Origin of the sequence: Streptomyces abyssomicinicus, assembly GCF_008974245.1 — a bacterium.
In the GTDB taxonomy this organism is placed as follows: Bacteria; Actinomycetota; Actinomycetes; order Streptomycetales; family Streptomycetaceae; genus Streptomyces; species Streptomyces abyssomicinicus.
In genome coordinates, this window is sequence record NZ_BBZI01000007.1 from 597,740 (window position 1) to 617,398 (window position 19,659).

Annotated in this window: 10 protein-coding genes and 1 pseudogene; 9 read left to right on the top strand and 2 right to left on the bottom strand. The window is 74.8% G+C overall.

Features of this window, described 5'->3' with window-relative positions; translation table 11 throughout:
- Positions 1 to 81 precede the first annotated feature (81 nt).
- From GBN72_RS15985 to adhP, 6 genes and pseudogenes are all read left to right on the top strand, one after another.
- Complete coding sequence (locus GBN72_RS15985) at positions 82 to 333, top strand: hypothetical protein (protein ID WP_246212530.1); 252 nt, start codon at positions 82 to 84, stop codon at positions 331 to 333.
- Positions 334 to 344: 11 nt separating this feature from the next.
- Positions 345 to 1,011 (top strand): annotated as a pseudogene (locus GBN72_RS15990) (hypothetical protein).
- A 148-nt stretch (positions 1,012 to 1,159) separates the two neighbouring features.
- Positions 1,160 to 1,999, top strand: a complete 840-nt coding sequence (locus GBN72_RS15995; protein WP_246212531.1) for an endonuclease/exonuclease/phosphatase family protein — start codon at positions 1,160 to 1,162, stop codon at positions 1,997 to 1,999.
- A gap of 116 nt (positions 2,000 to 2,115) precedes the next feature.
- Positions 2,116 to 3,237 (top strand): CapA family protein, encoded by a 1,122-nt coding sequence (locus GBN72_RS16000; protein WP_151772457.1) that lies wholly within the window; start codon positions 2,116 to 2,118, stop codon positions 3,235 to 3,237.
- A 120-nt stretch (positions 3,238 to 3,357) separates the two neighbouring features.
- The gene (locus GBN72_RS16005) at positions 3,358 to 3,891 is read left to right on the top strand and encodes a hypothetical protein (RefSeq protein ID WP_151772458.1); all 534 of its coding nucleotides are present in this window, start codon (positions 3,358 to 3,360) and stop codon (positions 3,889 to 3,891) included.
- Positions 3,892 to 4,180: 289 nt separating this feature from the next.
- Entirely contained in the window at positions 4,181 to 5,212 is a 1,032-nt protein-coding gene (gene adhP / locus GBN72_RS16010) for an alcohol dehydrogenase AdhP (protein ID WP_369695887.1), read from the top strand.
- A gap of 133 nt (positions 5,213 to 5,345) precedes the next feature.
- Here the strand turns inward: adhP and GBN72_RS16015 are convergent, their stop codons facing one another.
- Together GBN72_RS16015 and GBN72_RS16020 are read right to left on the bottom strand one after the other, a co-directional pair.
- Positions 5,346 to 6,557 (bottom strand): sulfatase-like hydrolase/transferase, encoded by a 1,212-nt coding sequence (locus tag GBN72_RS16015; protein WP_164540658.1) that lies wholly within the window; start codon positions 6,555 to 6,557, stop codon positions 5,346 to 5,348.
- Positions 6,554 to 7,249, bottom strand: coding sequence for a sulfatase-like hydrolase/transferase (locus GBN72_RS16020; RefSeq protein ID WP_151772460.1), 696 nt, complete (start codon positions 7,247 to 7,249; stop codon positions 6,554 to 6,556). The genes GBN72_RS16015 and GBN72_RS16020 overlap by 4 nt, the downstream gene beginning before the upstream one ends.
- Positions 7,250 to 7,898: 649 nt before the next feature.
- Between GBN72_RS16020 and GBN72_RS16025 the strand changes: the two genes are divergently transcribed.
- From GBN72_RS16025 to GBN72_RS34130, 3 genes are read left to right on the top strand one after another with little or no spacing between them, the layout of a single operon-like run.
- Complete coding sequence (locus tag GBN72_RS16025; protein ID WP_151772461.1) at positions 7,899 to 10,469, top strand: metallophosphoesterase family protein; 2,571 nt, start codon at positions 7,899 to 7,901, stop codon at positions 10,467 to 10,469.
- Positions 10,466 to 14,311 carry a DUF6603 domain-containing protein gene (locus tag GBN72_RS34125; RefSeq protein WP_164540660.1) on the top strand — a complete coding sequence of 1,282 codons (3,846 nt, stop codon included), beginning with the start codon at positions 10,466 to 10,468 and terminating at the stop codon, positions 14,309 to 14,311. The genes GBN72_RS16025 and GBN72_RS34125 overlap by 4 nt, the downstream gene beginning before the upstream one ends.
- Positions 14,308 to 19,524 carry a DUF3892 domain-containing protein gene (locus tag GBN72_RS34130; RefSeq protein ID WP_164540663.1) on the top strand — a complete coding sequence of 1,739 codons (5,217 nt, stop codon included), beginning with the start codon at positions 14,308 to 14,310 and terminating at the stop codon, positions 19,522 to 19,524. The genes GBN72_RS34125 and GBN72_RS34130 overlap by 4 nt, the downstream gene beginning before the upstream one ends.
- Positions 19,525 to 19,659 lie beyond the last annotated feature (135 nt).

Genomic DNA, 19,659 nt, shown 5'->3' on the forward strand with positions numbered 1-19,659 from the left:
CCTCGGTGGCCGGGGCGCGGCGCGGTATCCGGTTGCTCCTGGCGGCTGACCTGCGAAGGTTCCCCGCTGCCGTTCGCCGGCTTGTCCGCCGCAGCCACGCACCGGCGCCTCGAAAGGCGCGCGGGGGACGGCGAGTCCGAGGCCGACCACCAGCTGCGCAGCCGGTTTCGTGCCCTGCTCCGGGGGCCCACCACCGACAATTGGCGTGAGGACCACCTGATCAGCCACCCCGGAGACGCCGGTGCGGTCTCCGTGGTCGAGATCCCCGCGGATGAGTTCATCGGAATCCATGAAGGCATCGTGGCCGCCCTCGGCCCCGGACCTCGCCGGTAGGCTCCGGCACCATGACGGCTGCCGCTCCCATGTCGCACGTCCCGGTCGGGCCCGCCGGTTTGACCCGCAGGGCCCAGGTGTTCGTCGAGTCGCACGGCATCCGTGTCGCCCGGCAGGACCTCGGGCGTCACCGCGATGCCTGGATCGGGCACGGTGTCCCGGCCGCGCAGGTCGATCGCGCGGTGGCCTTCCAGGACCGTTGGGGCGGTCTCGCGCTGCCGCCGGCGCCGTTCTACGAGAGCGGCCCGCGCGTCCTGGGCGCGGACGTTCCCGAGGGCACGGCCACCGACGGCTGGTGGATCCCGGCCGGGGACTGCCGGGTGTCCATGGCCTACGGGTTCATGATCGGCCCCGGTGGTGAGTTCGGGGATCCACGGCCACCGCTGGGCACCGCTGCACGGCAGTACCGAAGGCTGGGTGGAGTCGTTGGCGCTGGCCGACCACGCGAGACGCTGGGCCGGAACCGTCACGCGAGTCACCGGCGAGGCCGTCGACTCCCTGGACCTCGAAGGGCACGAGCCGGTACCCGAGGTGCGGGGCCTGACCGACACCTGGTGGCGGGGCCGGCACTCACTCATCGCCCTCTACCGCGGCGAGGCCGTCGCCATGGACGCCCCGGGATGCCTCGAGGCCCATGTCTACGGTGGCCTCGACGAGTGGGGCCTCCACGGCGGCTGACCGTCGGCCGGCGCCCCCGAACCTCACCGGTCGGCCGGACGGGCCAACCGTCACGACGCCGGCCGACCCACGTCCGCGCGAACGAGGCGGCACATCGTCCTCGGGGCGTGTGGCATCGTCCTCCTGCGACGACAGGGAGGAGGCCGACGTGGCCGGAAGACACAGGTGGCTGCTCGCGGGCGTGCTGACCGCGGTCTGCGTGCTGCTGGTCGGCCCCGCCGTGCCCGGAGGCGACGTCTTCGTCCGGTCCCTGCCCGCCGGCGCCGCCCGGGGCGTCGTGCCGAACCGGGTCATGACGTGGAACCTCTGCAACCCCTGCGGCGCGAGGGACATCGACCGGGCGAGGGAGATCGCCACGTACGCCCCGCAGGTCGTCGGGCTGCAGGAGGCGTGCGTGCGTGACGTCGAGAGGATCCGCGACTACCTGCGGCGCTACTACGGGCTCGTCTACCACGTCGCGTACGGGCCGGTCCTCCACCACCGGGGGCGCTGCGGGGGGACGCCGTGGGCTCCCGGCGGCTTCGGGCAGGCCGTCCTGTCCGCGGCGCCGATGACGGACCGTGTGTCCGCGGAGTATCCCGACGGCGGATCGGAGGACCGCGGGTACCTGGCGGTCACCACGACGGTGGGCGGCCGATCCGTGCGGGTCTTCACCACCCACCTCGCCCAGCGTCGCCAGGAGACGGTCCGCGCGCACCAGGCCGACGTCCTCGCCACCGAGATCGCCCGGCACGACCGCGCCGTCGTGCTCGGTGACCTCAACGCCGTTCCCGACGCCCCCGAGCTGGCTCCCGTGTGGGCCGTGGCCGCCGACGCGGACGCCCGCTGCCGTCCGTCCTCGGGCGCCGGCTGCCCGCCGACGACGGACTGGCTGCGCAGGTTCGACTACGTCTTCCTGCGGGGCGTCACCGCGCTCGGCCAGCGGGTGCGGCCGACGCCCCATTCGGACCACGACCTGCTGTACGCGGACCTGGACCTGTCTCCCTGACCGGAACGGCGCGGCAGCCGCGGCAGCCGCGAGGTCCCGGGCGGGCCGCTGCCGCACGCCGCTCCCGTTGCGCGGGGCCTTTGCGCGGCGCCCGGGGACGGCTCTAGCGTGGAAGGGTGCACGAGGGCGTGGTCACCCTGTTCCTCGGCGGGGACGTGATGCTCGGCCGGGGCGTCGACCAGATCCTCCCGCACCCCGGTGACCCGGCGCTGCGGGAGGCGTACATCCGCGACGCCCGCGCCTACGTCGAGCTGGCGGAGGCGGCGAACGGGCCGATTCCCCGGCCGGTGGGCTTCCGTCGGCCGTGGGGCGAGGCGCTGCCGGTCCTGGACGACGCCGCGCCGGACGTGCGGCTGATCAATCTGGAGACGTCCGTCACCGGCGACGGGGACTTCGCGCCCGGCAAGGGCGTCCACTACCGGATGAGCCCGGCCAACCTGCCGTGCCTGGCCGCTGCCCGGCCGGACGTCTGCGCCCTCGCGAACAACCACGTGCTCGACTTCGGCCCGCGCGGCCTCCACGAAACGCTCGACGCGCTGGCGGGCGCGGGGTTGCGGACGGCCGGGGCGGGCCGGGACGCGGTGCGGGCGGGACAACCCGCGACCGTGCCCCTCGGCGCCGGCGGGCGGGTGCTGGTCCTCTCCTTCGGGATGCCGTCCAGCGGGATCCCGAGGCACTGGGCCGCCACCGGGCGGCGGGCCGGCGTCGAGGTCGTCACGGAGCTGTCGGCGGGCGCCGCGTCCGCGATCGCCGGCCGTCTCCGGCAGGCCCGGCGCCCCGGCGACATCACGGTCGCCTCGGTCCACTGGGGCCCCAACTGGGGCTACGACGTGTCGCGTTCGGAGGCCGGCTTCGCCCACGCACTCGTCGACGCCGGCGTGGACGTCGTCCACGGGCACTCCTCGCACCATCCACGCCCGCTGGAGGTGTACCGGGGCAGGCTCGTCCTGTACGGCTGCGGCGACCTCGTCGACGACTACGAGGGGATCGGCGGCCACGAGCGCTACCGGGACGACCTGCGGGTGCTGTACCTGGTCTCGGTGGAGGCGGACACCGGCCGCCTGGTCCACGCGCGGATGGTGCCGCTGCAGGCGCGCAGGATGCGGCTGGAACACGCCTCGGCCGAGGACACCCGGTGGCTGCGCTCCGTCCTCGACGCGCGCAGCCGGGAGTTCGGCACCCGCGTCGGCGGCGGGCCCGACGGCACGCTCTCGCTGCGCCCCCCGTTCCCCCCGTGAACGGCGTCGATCCCCCTTCCGGGGCGGAACGCCCCGGACCGTCCGCGTTGCGTCGTCCTCCCTGATGCCCCATGGGCGAGCATGGGCGGGCCCGACCCTGTCCCACACCGAGGCGATGCGATGCCCGACCGCGCCGACGACGTCCGCCGCGAGGGCGTCGCGCCAGAAGCAGGCCCGCGGCGTCCGCCGGAGCGGTGGCTGTTCAGCGGCACCTACGGACTGGTGCTGGCCAGCGCCATGATCTCCGCGCTGGACGCGACGGGCGAGACGGCCGATCCCGCGTCGGACGCGCTCTGGGTGCTGCTCGCCGCGCTGGCGTCGTGCGCCGCCCACGGGTACGCCCACGTCATCGCCCGGCGTGCGTCCGCCGGCGGGGGAGCCGGTACGAGCAGACTGAGGTCGGTGCTGGCCGAGTGGCCACTGGTCGCGGCCGTCCTGCCCACGGTGGGGATGCTCCTGGCCGCGCTGGCCGAGTGGTGGGCCGAGGACACGGCGGTGGACGTGGCGCTGCTGTTCAACACCGTGGCCCTGTTCGCCGTGGGCACCTCGGCCGCCCGCATCGCCGGCCGTCGCTGGCCGCCCGCCTGCCGGGCGGGGGCCATGGACATGTTGATCGGCCTGATGATCATCGCTGCGAACGCCCTGACGCATTGACCGCACCGCGATCGCCACGAGAGCGCGTGGCGTCGCCCGCCCGGGCCGGCCGCGGCGGTCTGCCCGGGCGGGCGACCTGGCGGCCGGCCGGGTGAACCGGCCCCGCGGTCCGCCGCCGGTCCGCCCCCGCCGGTCGCGCCGTGGGCCGGGCCGCCGCAGACTGCTGTCACCACAGGCCGGGAACCAGGACGGACCGGGACGGCCAAGGGCAATACGGACCAGGACAGTACGGACCAGGACAGTACGGACCAGGACAGTGCGGACCAGGACGGTACGGGAAGGTTGCGCCATGCAGGTGATGAAGGCAGCGGTCGTCAAGGACTTCGCCGCCCCGCTCGTCGTCGAGGACGTCGCCCTGCCGACGCCCGGCCTCGGGCAGGCCCTGGTCAAGGTCCGGTACTCCGGCGTGTGCCACACCGACCTGCACGCCGCCCACGGCGACTGGCCGGTCCGGCCGGCCCCGCCCTTCGTCCCCGGCCACGAGGGCGTCGGCGAGGTCGTCGCGGTCGGCGACGAGGTGACCCGGATCAAGGTCGGCGACATCGTCGGCAACGCCTGGTTCTGGTCGGCCTGCGGGGAGTGCGAGTTCTGCGAGACGGGCCGGGAGACGCTCTGCCCCGACCAGAAGAACGGCGGCTACTCGGTCGACGGGTCTTTCGGCCAGTACATGCTGGTCGACGCGGCCTACGCGCCGGTCATCCCCGACGGCGTCGACCTCGCCGCCGCCGCGCCGATCCTGTGCGCGGGGGTCACCGTCTACAAGGGCCTCAAGGAGTCCGAGGTGAAGCCGGGGCAGTGGGTGCTCATCTCGGGCGTCGGCGGCCTCGGGCACATCGCCGTCCAGTACGCCCGCGCGATGGGGATGCGGGTGGTCACCGTCGACGTCTCCGACGAGAAGAGCGAGCTGGCCCGCCGGCACGGCGCGGAACTGGCCGTCAACGCTCTCACCGACCCGGACCCCGTCGCCACCATCCAGGACGTCACCGACGGCGGTGTCCACGGCGGCCTGGTCACCGCCGTGAACGGCGCGGCCTTCACCCAGGCGGTCGGCGCCCTGCGCCGCGGCGGCACGCTCTCCCTGGTGGGCCTGCCGCCGGAGCAGTTCCCGCTGGACATCTTCTCGACGGTCCTCTTCGGCCTGACCGTCCGCGGCTCCATCGTCGGCACCCGCCGCGACATGGCGGAGGCGCTCGACTTCTTTGCCCGCGGCCTGATCGAGCCGACCTGCACGGTGCGGCCGCTCGCCGACGTCAACGACATCTTCGACGACATGCTGGCCGGCCGGATCGACGGCCGCGTCGTGATGGACATGCACACCTGAGCCCGACGCCCGACGCGGGGCAGGGCCGCCGGGCCCCGGCCCCCTGCCCCGCGCCGGGCCTCCGTCACGCCGGTCACCCGGCGTGACGGAGGCCCGCCGTCCGCGCATGCGGGATCGGCCGGCCGCGCGCCGGCTAGCGGATGTCGGGCTGCTCACCGCGCAGGACGGCGGCGGTGTGGGCGGCCTTCGCCCTGACCTGGCCGTCCCCGTCCCCGGCCGCCGCCTGCTCCACGAGGGGCAGGACCGGCAGGGCGGCCGGGCCGACGTTGCGCAGGGCGCTGACGGCCTGGAGGCGGACCCGGTGGTGGGCGTGCCCGGTCAGCGTGTCGGCGAGCCACGGCACGCTGCTCCCGGCGTGCCCGATCCTCGCGAGGGCCTCCGCGGCGGCGATGCGCACGTGGACGGACGGATCATTGTCGAGGAGGGCGACGAGGGTGTCCGTCGCGGGGGCCGCGTGCGCGTCGAGCATCGTCGCGCCCAGGGCGCCCCAGTAGCGCACGACCTCGTTCGGGTGCCCCATCGCCGCGACGAGACGGCCGAGGTTGCCCGGCTTCCGCCGGATGGCGGTGCCGGCGACGTCCAGCACCTCGGCCAGAGGGTAGGCGCCCGGCGCGCGACTGGCGTCGTAGCCCTCGAGCGGCGAACCCTCGGGGATGAAGCCGTTGTCGTTCGTCTCGATCAGATGGGCGTCCAGCGCCTGGCGCAGGCGGCCGCGGACGGAGCGGAGAGCGGGCACGTCGATGAGGTTGTGCACCTCGTCGGGATCCTTGGCGAGGTCGTACAGCTCCTCGGCGGGCTTCTGCCGCCAGAACCGGTCCTGTGTCACGGTGAGTTCACCCCTGACGTGCAGGTCCTGCCATTCCCGGTAGCCGTCCTGGCGCCAGCCGTACTCGACGTGCTGACCGTAGACCAGGTGGGGCAGGTAGTTGCGCACGTAGCGGTAGCGGCGGTCGCGCACGGAGCGCTGCATGTCGTAGGTCTCGTCCATCCGCCCGCGCAGGGAGAAGGCGTACTGACGGGGACGGCCGCGCCGCCCGACGAGGGGGACACCGCGCATGTGGTCCGGTGCCCGCAGCGCGGCCAGGCTCAGGACGGTAGGGGGCAGGTCGATGGCGCTGACCGGATGACGCACCACCGCACCAGGTGCCTCCGGGGCGAGATGCGCCCAGTTCCTGCCGAACCGGACGATCAGCGGCGTGTGCAGTCCGCTGTCGTAGCAGTAGCGCTTGCTCCGGGGCAGGACGCCGCCGTTGTCGGAGTAGTAGAAGACGATCGTGTCGTCGGCGAGCCCCGCCGCCTCGAGTTCGGCGAGGCGCGCGGCGATCTTCGCGTCCATCGTGCTCATCCGGTCGTAGTAACGAGCACGTCCCGGCGCAGGGTGGGGGTGTCCGGGTGGTAGGCGGGAAGCCGCACGGACGCCGGATCGGTCACCGGCGTCCAGTCGCCGAACAGGCTGGACTCGTGGGTGGCGTCGTGGTTGAACACCGCGAAGAACGGCGCGTCCGCGGGCCGGTCGCGCCAGTGCGCCGTGCCGCTCGAGGCGTCCCATATCGACTTGGGGGCGAACGGGCCGTTGTAGTCGGTCTTGGAGTTGTTGGTGCAGTAGTAGCCGGCCTCACGCAGGTAGGACGTGAAGCCGCGGAGCCAGTCCGGTGTCCCGCCCTGCGCCCGGTGGTGCTGGCCCGGTCCGCACTCCTGCGGGTAGACGCCGCTGATCAGGGCGAACCGCGAGGGCGCGCACACCGGGGCGACGGAGAACGCGTTCTCGTAGCGCACGCCCTCCGCGGCCAGCGTGTCGAGGGTGGGGGTCCGGGCCACCGGGTCGCCGTAGGCGCCGATGTACGGGTTGTTGTCCTCGCTGACCAGCCACAGGATGTTCGGCCGTCGGGCAGCGGTCCCCTCCGCGGCGGCCGGTGAGGCGGGCAGTTGCAGTCCACCGGCGCCGGCCAGCGCCGCGCCGATCGACAGGAAGCGCCGTCGGGCGATGCCGTCGCCTCCGGCGTGGTCCTGGGCGGGTGGGGTCCTGGTCGCGGACATGCGGGCATCCGATCCGGTGGGCAGCGCGGGGCTGGCGGTGGCTGTGGTGAGGGGGCCGGCGTCGGCCGGCGGATCGACGCCGGCCCGCCGGTCGCGGCAGGTCGTCCCGGGGGAAGCGGCGCCGTGTCCCGATGCCGGATCCGCGAGGTGGGTCCGGTGCCACGACGGGACCGCCGGCGACGCAGTGGTGTGGCGCTACCGGAGCGGTGATGCGGGCATTCCATCAAACGCCCGAGCGCCGCTCCAGGCGAAGAACGGGCCTGAAACATGACCGCCATGTTCGGGGCGGAGGCCGCGGCGTCCCGCGCGGCGGATCCGCCCGGTGTATCAGCTCGGTGTATCAGCCCTGGGCCGAGGCGCTCCACATGAGGCAGGCGCGGTGAAGGCCCCGTGAACCGGACGTGAAGACGCCCATGCCGAGGAGTCCTTGGGCCGGGTCGGGAGCAACGGGGCGTAAGGACAAAGCACTTGTAACGCGAAACGTCCAACCGGATTGTGACATCCAGTTTTTGCCGTGACGATTGCGTGAAGAACGTGTTCATGTAATGTCTGCGCGCAAAGCGCACGATGTGTGTGCAAAACCGCCGTGGCCGACCACCCGGCGGTGCTCCGGCGCGGGGTCTCCGCCGCGCCCTGAAGCGGAGGAAACATGGGGGATACGGGGGTGAGCGGCGGCAGCGTGCCCACACTGCCGCCGCTGAACATCGAGAAGCTGCCGCTGGTGCTCGCGGGGCCGATGGTCCGACGCGTCGACGAGACGGGCGTCACCGTCTTCTTCGCGCTCAAGGCCGCCCGCAAGGTGACCCTGGAGGCGTACTCCGGCGGCAGCGGCCCGCTGCCGCCGGAGCCCGCGGCCCGCGGCACCGCCGTCACCGCGCGGATCGGCGAACACCTGCACGTCGTGGCGGTCACCGCCCGGCCCGCGCCCGGCGGCGCACTCGCACCGGGCACCGTCCACCGGTACACCGCGCGGTTCTCCGCGGACACCACCGCCCCGGACACCCCGGTCCCGGCCGGCGCGCCCGGTCTGTTCGACGACGGGGTCGTGCACGCCCAGGGTGCCGAGGCGCGCCGCCGCCTGCTCTACACCGGCACCGGCGCGCCCGACCTGCCGAGCTTCGTCACGCCGCCCGACCACCCGTCGAAGCTGCGCTTCTTCCACGCCTCCTGCCGCAAGCCGCACGGCGAGGGGCTGGACGCCCTCGCCGTCCTCGACCAGGTCCTCAGGACCGACATCGGCAAACCCGCGCACCGGCCGCAGCAGCTGTTCCTCACCGGCGACCAGATCTACGCCGACGACGTGGCCGAGGTGCTGCTGCACATGTGCACGCAGTACGGCCGCGCCCTGCTGGGCCGCGACGAGACCTTCCCCACCCTGCCCCACGAGCACCGGCTGCTGCTGATGAAGCCCGGCAAGCGGCAGCAGCTCACCGTCGAGGACTTCCACCTCACCAGCGACGAGGGCCAGTCGCACCTGCTGACCCTCGCCGAATTCTGCGTCATGTACCTGATGGTGTGGTCGGACACCCTGTGGCCCGACGGGTTCGACCTGCGCCTGCTGTTCCCGGAGTTCTACGACTACGAGGACATGGTCCTCGACCACCCGCACCCCGACCAGGCCGACAAGCTGTGGTTCGTGCACTCCTTCCGCCGCAAGGCCCTGGGCACCTACCGGGCCTTCCTCGGCCGGTGCGGCCACCTGAAGGACTTCCGCCGCACCCTGCCCAAGGTGCGGCGGGCGCTCGCCAACACCGCGAGCTACATGATGTTCGACGACCACGAGGTCACCGACGACTGGTACATCGCCTCCTCCTGGGTCGACGGCGTCTGCTCCACCGACCACGGCCGGCGGTTCCTCGCCAACGGGATCGCCGCCTACGCGGTCTTCCAGCACTGGGGCAACGTCCCCGCGGCCTTCGGCCCCGGACCCGAGGGCGAGGCCGGACGGGACCTGCTGACGGCCCTGGCCCAGCCCGACCACACCGCCGCCGGCCCCGCCGCGGTGATCGCCCGCCGCACCGGGGTGCCCAGCGGCACCCACTCGGGCCGCATCATGCGCGCCGACGGCTCCCTGCCCTGGCACTACAGCGTCGACTGGCCCGCCCACCAGCTCGTCGCCGTGGACACCCGCACCCAGCGCGTCTTCCGGGGCGGCCCGAAGGACTCCCCGGCGCTGATCTGGTCCGACCCGGCCTACGCGGCGATGCTCGAGTCCGCGCCCGACCGGGGCACGGAGAAGGTCACCGTGGTGCTGTCGCCGTGCCCGGTGCTCGGCTACCCGCTGCTGGAGGAGATCGCCCAGCCGGCGATCAAGAAGGTCATTCCGACGGGCTACCTGTGGAAGGACGTCGAGGCATGGAGCCACGACGAGGCGGCCTTCCACAAGTTCCTCGCCCGGCTGCTCGGCCAGGCCCAGCCCGGCCCCGACGGGGTCCGCCGCCGCCGGGTGATCTCCCTCGGCGGCGACGTCCACTACGGCTTCGCCGTGCGCATGAGGTACGGCGCCACACACGCCTACCACGCGCCCGAGGGCAAGGTGCGCGGCGTCCTGGCCCAGCTGACCGCCAGCTCCCTGAAGAACGAGGCGGGCGGCACCAAGTTCCTGCAGGGCCTCGGCTACGCCTTCACCTCCCCCTGGGCCACCCACCTGGGATGGAACGTGCCGCACGGGGAGCGGATCGCCGTCGACGTCGAGGGGCCGCCCAGTAGTCCCGACCCGGTCCGCACGATCCTCACCGAGTCCCCCGGCATCGTCAGACCGCCCCGCGGCCGGCGGCTGCTGGGGCCCGCACCCCACTGGGAGTGCCTGTTCGAGTACTTCGAGCACCACGACCCGACGGCCGCCCCGCGGCCGAACGCGACGATCCCCGTGGAGTTCCCGCCCGACGACCCGCGGCAGGCCGTCGCCGACTACGCCGCCGCCTCCGGCAACCACTTCAACTACCTCGTCAAGGGCACCGGGCGGGCGATCGTGGGACACAACAACATCGGCGAGGTCACCTTCACCTGGGGCGCCGACGACGACAAGTCCGTGATCCAGAACCTGTGGTGGCGGTTCGACGGACAGGAGACCGCAGCTCCGCTCAGCCGCTTCGTCCTGCCGCTGCCCGTCGGCCCGGCCACCGGGACACTCGCCCCGGACGCCCCCGGCACGGCCCCCGACAACGCGCCGCCCACCGGCGCGGAGAGCCTCCCCGGACACGAAGGGACGCCGCGATGACCACCCCGCAGGAGAACCCTCCCGCCCCGCACGGACAGCCCGTGGCGCCCGCCGACGGCCAGGCGGCACTGGTGGAGGAGGTGCTGCGGCTGATCGCGCCGCTCACCGACGCCGCCGCCAACCCGATGGCGCTGGCCCGCTTCCTCGCCGCGACCGGCTGGCGGCCCGAGGCCGCCGGGGACGGGACCGGGGAACAGATCACCGACTGGCTGGAGGACGTCGCCGGCGTGGTGGGCGCCCTCCAGCAGGCCGTCGAGCACCCGCCGCAGGACCTCGACGGCCTGAAGAGCCTGCTCGGCACGGTCGGCCGGGCCGTCCAGGTGGTGCGCACCGTCCCGCCCGCCCTCGCCGACCTCGACCCCGGCCGCTTCGCCGAGGACGTCGTCCACCAACTGGTCGCCGACTGGCTGCGCCTGCACCACCCGGTGCTGCGCTCCACCCTCCTGCTGCTCGGCGTGCTCGTCGAGGAGGACCCCGCCACGGGCGGGCCGGCGGAGGAACCGGTGACCGGCGCGGACGGGGCCGCCGTCCGGTTCCCCGTGACCCGGGAGAGACTGCGCCCCGAGCGGCTGATCGAGCTGGTCCGCGACCCGGCCGGCGCACTCCGCGACGACTACCTGCCCGACGGACTGGCCGACGAGGACGCCGCCGACGCCTTCGCCACGCTCCTGCTGCCCCGCCTGGCCGGCCTGCTGCACGCACTCGGCGTCGACGACACGCTGGCCGGCCTCGGCGACACCAGCGGCACCGACCTCACGCCCGCCTCCGTGGCGCTCGGCCGCCGGATGCTCACCTTCCAGCTGCCGCTCCTTCCCCCGAACCCGCCGGCCGGCCCCGACCCCGGCGGCCCCGACGACCCGCCCGCCGCGCCGTCCACCACGGCCGCCACCCTGGGCGCCACCCTCGGTATCGCCTCCGCCGAGTCCGGCGACCTCGGCGTCGTCCTCGTGCCCCGCGGATCCGCCGCCCTCCAGCGGCAGTTCGGGGACTGGGTGCTGCGCGCCGACCTGGCCGGGGCGGGCCCGGCCGTCGCGCTCGGCCCCAACGGCGTCACCTTCTCCGGCGGCACGCCCACCGGAGGACGCGCAGAACTCGGTCTCGAACTGCGCAAGGGCGACCCCTCCGGCGGAGGCCAGGAGCCGCCCGCCCTGCTGCTCGGCAGCGCGAACGGCACCCGGCTGGAGATCGGCTCCTTCCGCGCCTGGATACGCGCGGTCCTCGAGCAGGGCCTTCCCGGAGAACCCGACCCGTCCGACGTCGAGATCGGCGTCGTCGCCGACAAGGCCGCCGTGGTCGTGTCCGGCGGCGACGGCGACGGATTCCTCGCCTCGGTGCTGCCCGCCGACGGGCTGCGCACCGAGTTCGCCCTCGGCCTGCGCTGGTCCCGCCGCCGGGGCCTGAGCTTCACCGGCTCGGGCGGCCTGGACGCCGTCCTCCCGGTCAACGCCCGCCTCGGACCGGTCGAACTCGTCTCCGTGCACCTGGAGTTGCACGCGGACGCGCAGCGCAAGGAACTCACCGCCCGGGTGGCCGCGACCGCCCGGCTCACCCTCGGCCCGGTCACCGCCACCGTGGAACGGATCGGTCTGGAGGCCGGCCTGTCCACCCAGGACGGCAACCTCGGCCCGGTCGGCCTCGACGCGGAGTTCGCCCCGCCCAAGGGCGCCGCGCTCAAGGTCGCGGCCGGCCCCGTCACCGGAGGCGGCTACCTCTTCTTCGACCACGCCAAGGAGGAGTACGCCGGCGTCCTCGCCCTCCAGCTGGAGAGCATCGCGCTGACCGCCGTCGGCCTGCTCACCACCCGCATGCCCGACGGCGCCGACGGCTTCTCCCTGCTCATCCTGGTCAGCGCCGAATTCACCCCGCTCCAGCTCGGGTTCGGCTTCACCCTCAACGGCGTCGGCGGCCTCATCGGCATCAACCGCTCCGTCTCCGTGGACGCCCTGCGCGCCGGCATCCGCACCAAGGCCCTCGACTCCGTCCTGTTCCCCCGCGACCCGCTGGCCCGCGCCCCCGAGATCGCCGCCACCCTCGGCACGGTCTTCCCGCCCACCCCGGGCCGCCACGTCGTCGGCCCGATGGCGCGGATCGGCTGGGGCACGCCGACCCTGCTCACCCTCGACCTCGGCCTGCTGCTCGAACTGCCCACACCGGTACGGCTGGTGCTGCTCGGCCGGCTGCGGATGGCGCTGCCCACCGAGGAACGGGCCGTGGTCGTCGTCAACATGGACGTCCTCGGCGTGATCGACTTCGAGCGCGGCGAGGCGTCCGTCGACGCCACCCTGTACGACTCGCGGATCGCCGCGTTCGCGCTCACCGGCGACATGGCGATGCGCGCCCGCTGGAAGGGCGAGAGCAGCTTCGCGCTGTCCGCCGGCGGGTTCCACCCGCGCTTCCAGCGCCCCGACGGGTTCCCGCAGCTGCGCCGCCTGGCGATCTCGCTGCTCAACGGCGACAACCCCCGGCTCCGCCTGGAGGCGTACTTCGCGCTCACCTCCAACACCGTGCAGTTCGGCGCCCGTCTGGAGCTGTACGCGGCCGCGCTCGGCTTCAGCATCGACGGAATGCTGTCCTTCGACGCCCTGGTGCAGTTCGAGCCGTTCGGCTTCCAGGTCGACGTCGGCGGACGCCTCGCCCTCAAGCGGGGCAGCCGCACCCTGATGGGTGTCGGGGTGGAGGTCGCGCTCTCCGGGCCGACGCCCTGGCACGTGCGCGGCAAGGCCCGCTTCGAGATCCTCTTCTTCAGCGGCGAGATCAGCTTCGACCGCACCTTCGGCGCCCGGGCCACCCCCGCCGAACTCCCCGCCGCGGTCGACGTGGCCGCCAGGGTCGAGGAGGCGATGGCCGACCCGCGCAACTGGACGGCCCAGCTCACCGGACCCGGCCGCACCGTCGTCACCCTCCGGCAACTCCCCGACGCCGAAGGTCAGTTGATCGTCCACCCGCTCGGCGGACTGTCGTTCACCCAGCGGGTCGCCCCGCTCGGGCTGACCCTGGACCGCTTCGGCGGCGCGCCGGTGAAGGACCCCCGCCGCCTCGACCTCCACCCCGAACTCACCGTCGAGGACACCGACCCCGCCGCCACCACCGCCCCGGTCGTCCTCCGGCTCACCCCTACCCGCGACCAGTTCGCACCCGCCCAGTACCTCGACCTGACCGACGAGGAGAAGCTCGCCGCCCCCTCCTTCGAACGGCTCGTCGCCGGAGCCACCGCCGACGGAGCCCTCGCCACCGGCCGGGAACGCGACGGCGTGCACGGCTCGGCACTCGGCTACGAGGAGGTCGTCGTGGACGGCCCGCACCGCACCGCCACCTCCGCCGCGACGGCCTTCGCCAGGACCGGTGGCGTCGAACCCCTGACCACCGCCGCCCTGCGCACCGCCGCCTCCCCGGCCGCCCGCGCCGCCACCTGCCGCACCGGACGGCAGGCGTTCGCCGCCCGCCCCCGCACCCTCGGCGTCCGGGACACCGGATGGACGGTACGCGGCGCGGACGGCACCGGGCAGACCGCCGTCACCGCCGTCACCGCCGTCACCGACGCCGCCGCCCGCACCGCCCGCGCCACCGCGGCGGCCGGCCCAGCACCGGTCCGCGCGGCCACCTGGGCCGAGGCAGCCGAACTGCGCCGCGCCCTGCGCCAGGCCGGCGGACACGGCCTGCGCCTGGTTCCCGACACCCACGGCGTCGCGGTACCCGCCGGGAACGGCGCCCGCGCCACCGCCGGGCAGGCGGCCGAGAAGACCACCGGGACCACCGGGACCACCGGGACCACCGGGACCACCAAGACCACCGAGAACACCGCGGCCAGCACCGCGGAGGACACCGCCGGAGGCACCCGTTGAGCGGCCTGACCTTCCTCTCCTGGGTCCGTGAAGGACTCGCCGCCGCCGGTGGCGGACCCGATCGCGGGACCGGCGACATGGACGCCCGCAACCACGTCGTCCTGCGGCCCCGCCTCACCGGCCGGGCCCCCGTCGACGTCCCCGCGCGCCTGCTCGGTCCCGGCGACGTCACCGGCGTCGACACCGCCCAGATCCTGCGCACCTTCCCCGCCCCCGACACCTCCGACGCCGAACCGCACCTGCTCCCCGCCGTCGAGTTCGACCGCCCCGACCTGCCGTGGATGTTCACCCCGGCCGGAGCGGGCGCACACGACCGGCTGCGGCCCTGGCTCGTGCTGGTCGTCGTGGAGGCCGGGCGGGCCACCCTGCTGCCCGCCGCCGGCGCCCTGCCGGTGCTGCGCTGCGCGCCCGCGGAACTGCCCGACCTCACCCAGTCCTGGGCCTGGGCACACGCCCAGGTCACCACCGAGGACGGCGACGGTTCGGAAGAGGTCGACCGGCTGCTCTCCGAGGAACCGGACCGCACCCTCTCACGGCTGCTTTGCCCGCGCCGGCTGCGCCCGCACACCCGCTACCTGGCCGCCGTGGTCCCCGCCTTCGAGGCCGGACGCCTGGCCGGCCTCGGACTGCCCGTCCCCGACGGCCCGCTCACCCCGGCCTGGCCGGCGCCCGGCGGGGCGGCCGAGATCGACCTCCCCGTCTACCACCACTGGACCTTCGGCACCGGCCAGGACGGGGACTTCGAGTCCCTGGTCCGCGCCCTGACCCCGCGCGCCCTGCCCGGCGACGTCGGCACCCGTCCGATGGACGTCGGCGCCGCCGGACACGGCCTGCCCGCACTCACCGAGGGCCACCCCGGCCGCACCGTCGACCTGGAGGGCGCCCTGCGCGGCGCGGGCACCGACGCCCGCCCCTGGGACAAGGACACCGCCGCCGCCTTCCGCGCCGCCTACACCAGCGTGCTCGACACCGGCCCCGACGGCACCGAGCTGACCCCGCCCGTCTACGGCGCCGCCCAGGCCGGCCGCAAGGGCCTGCCCTCCCCGCAGGCGGGGCCCACCTGGCTGCGGGAACTCAACCTCGACCCCCGCCACCGCGCCGCCGCCGCGCTCGGCGCCGAAGTGGTGCGCCGCCACCAGGAGGACCTGGTCGCCGCCGCCTGGGACCAGGCGGCCGAACTGCGGCGCGCCAACGAGACCCTCCGGCAGGGCCAGCTGGCCCGCACCGTCAGCGACCGGCTGCACCGCAGACTCCCCGGCACCACCCCCCTCGGCACCCCGGCCGACGACGACGCGGCCGACGCGCGGCTCCTGCAGATGACCGCCGCCGCCCGCGCCGCCGTCCACTTCGGGTCCGGCACCGCCGCCGGCGAACTGGCCCGCAACGCGGAAGCCGCCGCCGCCCTCGACCCCGCCCTGCGCCGCCTGCTGCGCCCCGGCGGCCCGGTCGCCCGCCGCGCCGCCCCCACCGGGACCCGTCCCGCGGGGGCCGACACCGCCGTCACCGGCCTGGCCGCCGCGCTGGCCCGCCGCACCGAGCGCGCGGTGCCGGAGCTCGCCACCCCGCCGGGGCTCTCCGGCATCGAGGACCTGCCCGGCGAGGAGGAGTTCGACGGGCTCACCGCGGACCGGCTCACCACCCGGTGGTGGGAGACGAACCCGACCCATCCCCGGGAGGGCGTCGACCCCGTCACCCCGGTGATCCGCTGGGTCGGGGCCGCCCTGACCAACCGGGTCTTCGTCGTCACCACCGACGGCCGGCTGATGTCCCGGGTCACCCAGGGCGGCGTGCCCGGCTGGGTCGACCACGGCACCCCGCCCGGCACCACCGCCTCGTCCGCCCCGGTCGCCTGCCAGGACCTGCACGTCTTCGTCACGGGCGCCGACGGCACCCTGCGCCAGCTCTTCTGGGACGGCGACCGCTGGGTGTGGCTCGACCACGGCAAGGGCGGCGTCGCCCCCCTCCACGGCGGCGACGGCGCGCTCGCGGCGGCCGTCCGCCGCAACCCGCCGAGCGGCCCCAGCAACAACCAGTACCTCAACCAGACGGTCTACTGCGCGGACACCAACGGCGTCCTGCACGCGCTCAGGGGCAAGGGCGCCAACTGGAGCTGGGAGCCGGGCCGCAACCCCGGCGGCCGCCTCGTCCGCGGCGTCCGGGTGGTGGGCCCCTGGGCGCTCAACCTGCTCGACAACGACGGGAAGCTGTCGCGGTGGGCGGACGAAGGCGCCGGCTGGACCCACACCCCCGTCACCGGCATGCCGGACCTCGCCTTCGACGTGTGGCGGGGCGTGCCCGACGGGACCAGCGCCACCAGGAACATGGGAACGGGGGTGGACGGAGTCCTCCAGATCAGCACCAAGCTCCCCCTGTTCAGCTTCCTCCTCTGGCAGCCCGTCCAGGGCGCGCCGAGCATCGCCGGGAACCTCGGCCGGGGTCACGACGACCGGGTCCTGCTCTGCACCACCGACGCGCGGATCCTCGCCTGCTCCCTCTCCACCACCTTCGACGGCGTCCCGGTCGGCGGCGGCCGCGTCCCGGGCGCCCCCGACCAGGCACTCGTCGCCACCGTCACAGGCTCCGTCGTCCACGCCGTCGCCGGCGGGATCCTGTGGCACGCCGACCGCGCGGGCGACAACACCTGGCGCCCCCTGGGCGCCCCCGTCTTCGGCGGCAAGGGCGCCATGGAGGCCGCCCCGCCGCGGGACATCCGCTGGCGGCCCCAGCTCGGCTTCTTCTCCAACCTCCTGGTCGCACACGTCGACGCCCCGGCCGGCGCGAACACGCCCTACCTGCGCTTCGGCAGGAGCACCGACTTCGACGGCACCGTCCGCGGCGGATGGGCCCTCAAGACGGGGCTCGGCGGCCGGATGACCCACGAGGTCACCCAGGGCTTCGGCGTCGCCACCGCCGACCTCGACCGGTCCGGACGCCCCGACGTGGTGCTCTTCTGGATCGAGGAGACCGTCAACGGAACCACCGACGGGAACTTCGGCCGCTACACCATCGGCCGCGACCTCGACGCGAACGGCGACCCGGCACGGTGGGTGGGGCCGGTCGCCATGCCCAGCCCGATGTCCACCCCCACCGGCTCGGGCGGCGCGCTCACCGAGTACGTGCACGTCGGCGGCGGCAGCGCCACCCTCGCCGACCTCGACGGCGACGGCAACCAGGAACTGATCGTCGTCTACCTCGGCGGATTCACCGGCAACCGCCGCCTCTTCCTGCGGATCGGCTGGAACATCGACCCCGACACCGGCCTCGCGCGCGGCGGCTGGGAGGACTCCGTCGAGATCCCCTGGCCCGGCCGCCCGTCCGAGACCGCGCCGCGGGTACGCGCCGTGGACGTCGCGGTCGCCGACCTCGACCAGGACCTGCGCCCCGAGCTGATCGTCATGCTGATGGAGGAGAACGGGGGGCAGGTCACCGGCTCCTACCGGGTGGGATGGCGGATCAACGCCCGCGGCAAGGTCACCGGGGGCTGGAGCAACACCCGGGCGATACCCGGCAGCTGGCCGGCCGTCGCCGGAGCCGGGATCGCGGTCGCCGACTTCTCCGGCAGCGAGAAGCCCGACCTCGCCGTCCTCGTCGTCGCGGACGGCCCGACCGACAACTCCGCCACCTACCGCGTCGGATGGGACGTCGAGGGAGCCTCCGGCCCCCGCACCTGGTCCGCCGCCATGCCCGCCCACCCGGGCGGCTGGTACGGCTGGCTGGGCGAAGGCGCCGGCCTCGCCCTCGTCGACCTGCCCGACTCCACCGCCCAGCGGCGCACCACCATCACCGCCAACTTCCGCACCGCCGCCAAGGCCCACCAGCGCGCGCTGCTCGCCGCACAGGCCCGCGCCGACCAGGCCGACGAACCCGCCGTGCCGCTCAGCGGCATCGCCGACGCCGTCCGCGCCGCCACCGACCCCGAACAGGCCGTCACCACACGGGTCACCGCCCGCATCGACGGCGCGGACCTCCTCGGCGGCGGCCTGCCCGACCCGCTCGGACCCCTCCTCGCCCCGCCCTCGTTCGGCCGGCCGATGGCCGAGCTCCTCACCGACCTCGGCGCCGACCACCTGCTGCCCGGGGTGCGCAACGTCCCGCCCGAGACCGTCACCCTGCTGCGCGCCAACGGCCCCTTCATCGAGGCCTTCCTGGCCGGGGCCAACCACGAGCTCGGCAGGGAACTGCTCTGGCGGGAGTTCCCCACCGACCGGTCCGCGACCTCCTTCCGCCACTTCTGGGACGCCCGCGGCATCTACGAGGCCGGGCAGGAGCCGCCCGACGTGCCCCCGATGCGGTCCTGGGAGCGGTTCGCCCGCCTCGGCGAGACCCTGCGCCGCCCGCCCGGCGGAGACGACGCCGTGGTCCTGCTGATCCGCGGCGAACTGGTCCGCCGGTTCCCGTCCCTCGGCGTGCACGCCCGCCAGGCGCTCGCACCCCTCACCCCCGGCGGGCCGCGCCGCCTCGACCGCCACCGCACCGACCCCGTCTTCTGGGGCACGATCGGTGAGGACGTCCTCTTCCTCGGCTTCCCGTTCACCGCCGCCGAGGCGCTGGGGGAGCACGGCCACGGCCACGGGGTGTTCTTCGTCTTCGAGGAACACCCCGGGGCACCCGCGTTCGGCCTGGACGTCCCGCCCGCGGACGCGGCCTGGGGCGCGCCGCCCGCCGCCTGGCAGGACGCCAGCTGGGCCTCCGTCGCCGGCTCACCGGAGCAGCTCGAGACGCTGCGGCACCTCAGCGCCACCGCCCTCGACGCCACCCCGCGGCCGGTGCGTCCGGGCGAGAGCACGCCCCCGCAGGCCTGGGGGCACAACGCCGCCGCCATGGCCCGGATCACCCTCCAGCGGCCGGTCCGGGTGGCGCACCACGCCTCCGCCCTGCTGCCCGCCCACGGGCCCGGCCTGCGCGTCACCCACGTGCGCAAGAGGATCCCCGGCAGCGACGCGGTCTTCGTCCGGGAGATCGCCGGCCGGCACCCCGACGGCGGCTGGTGGCGGCTGTCCGCCGCCGAGGCGCTGGACGCCCTCGACGCCCGGCAGTCCCTCTACATCGAGACCGAGCCCGGACACCGCGTCGCCCTCATCGCGGCGTCCGACGGCTCCGGCGGACGCCACCTGCGCACCGTCCCCGACGAGCACACCGCCGACAACCTGCTCTCCCTGCCGCCCATCCCCGACGAGGCGTACCGGCCCCGGCCGGACTACCCCTCACGCTGACCACCCCGCCGCGGCCGGCACCTCGGCCGGCTGCGGTGTCTCGGCCGGTCGAGGCACCAAGGCCGGTCGAGGCACCACCTCGCACCGGCACCACGACCGCACCCGGCACACCCGCCGGACCGGTGCCGCGCCCGC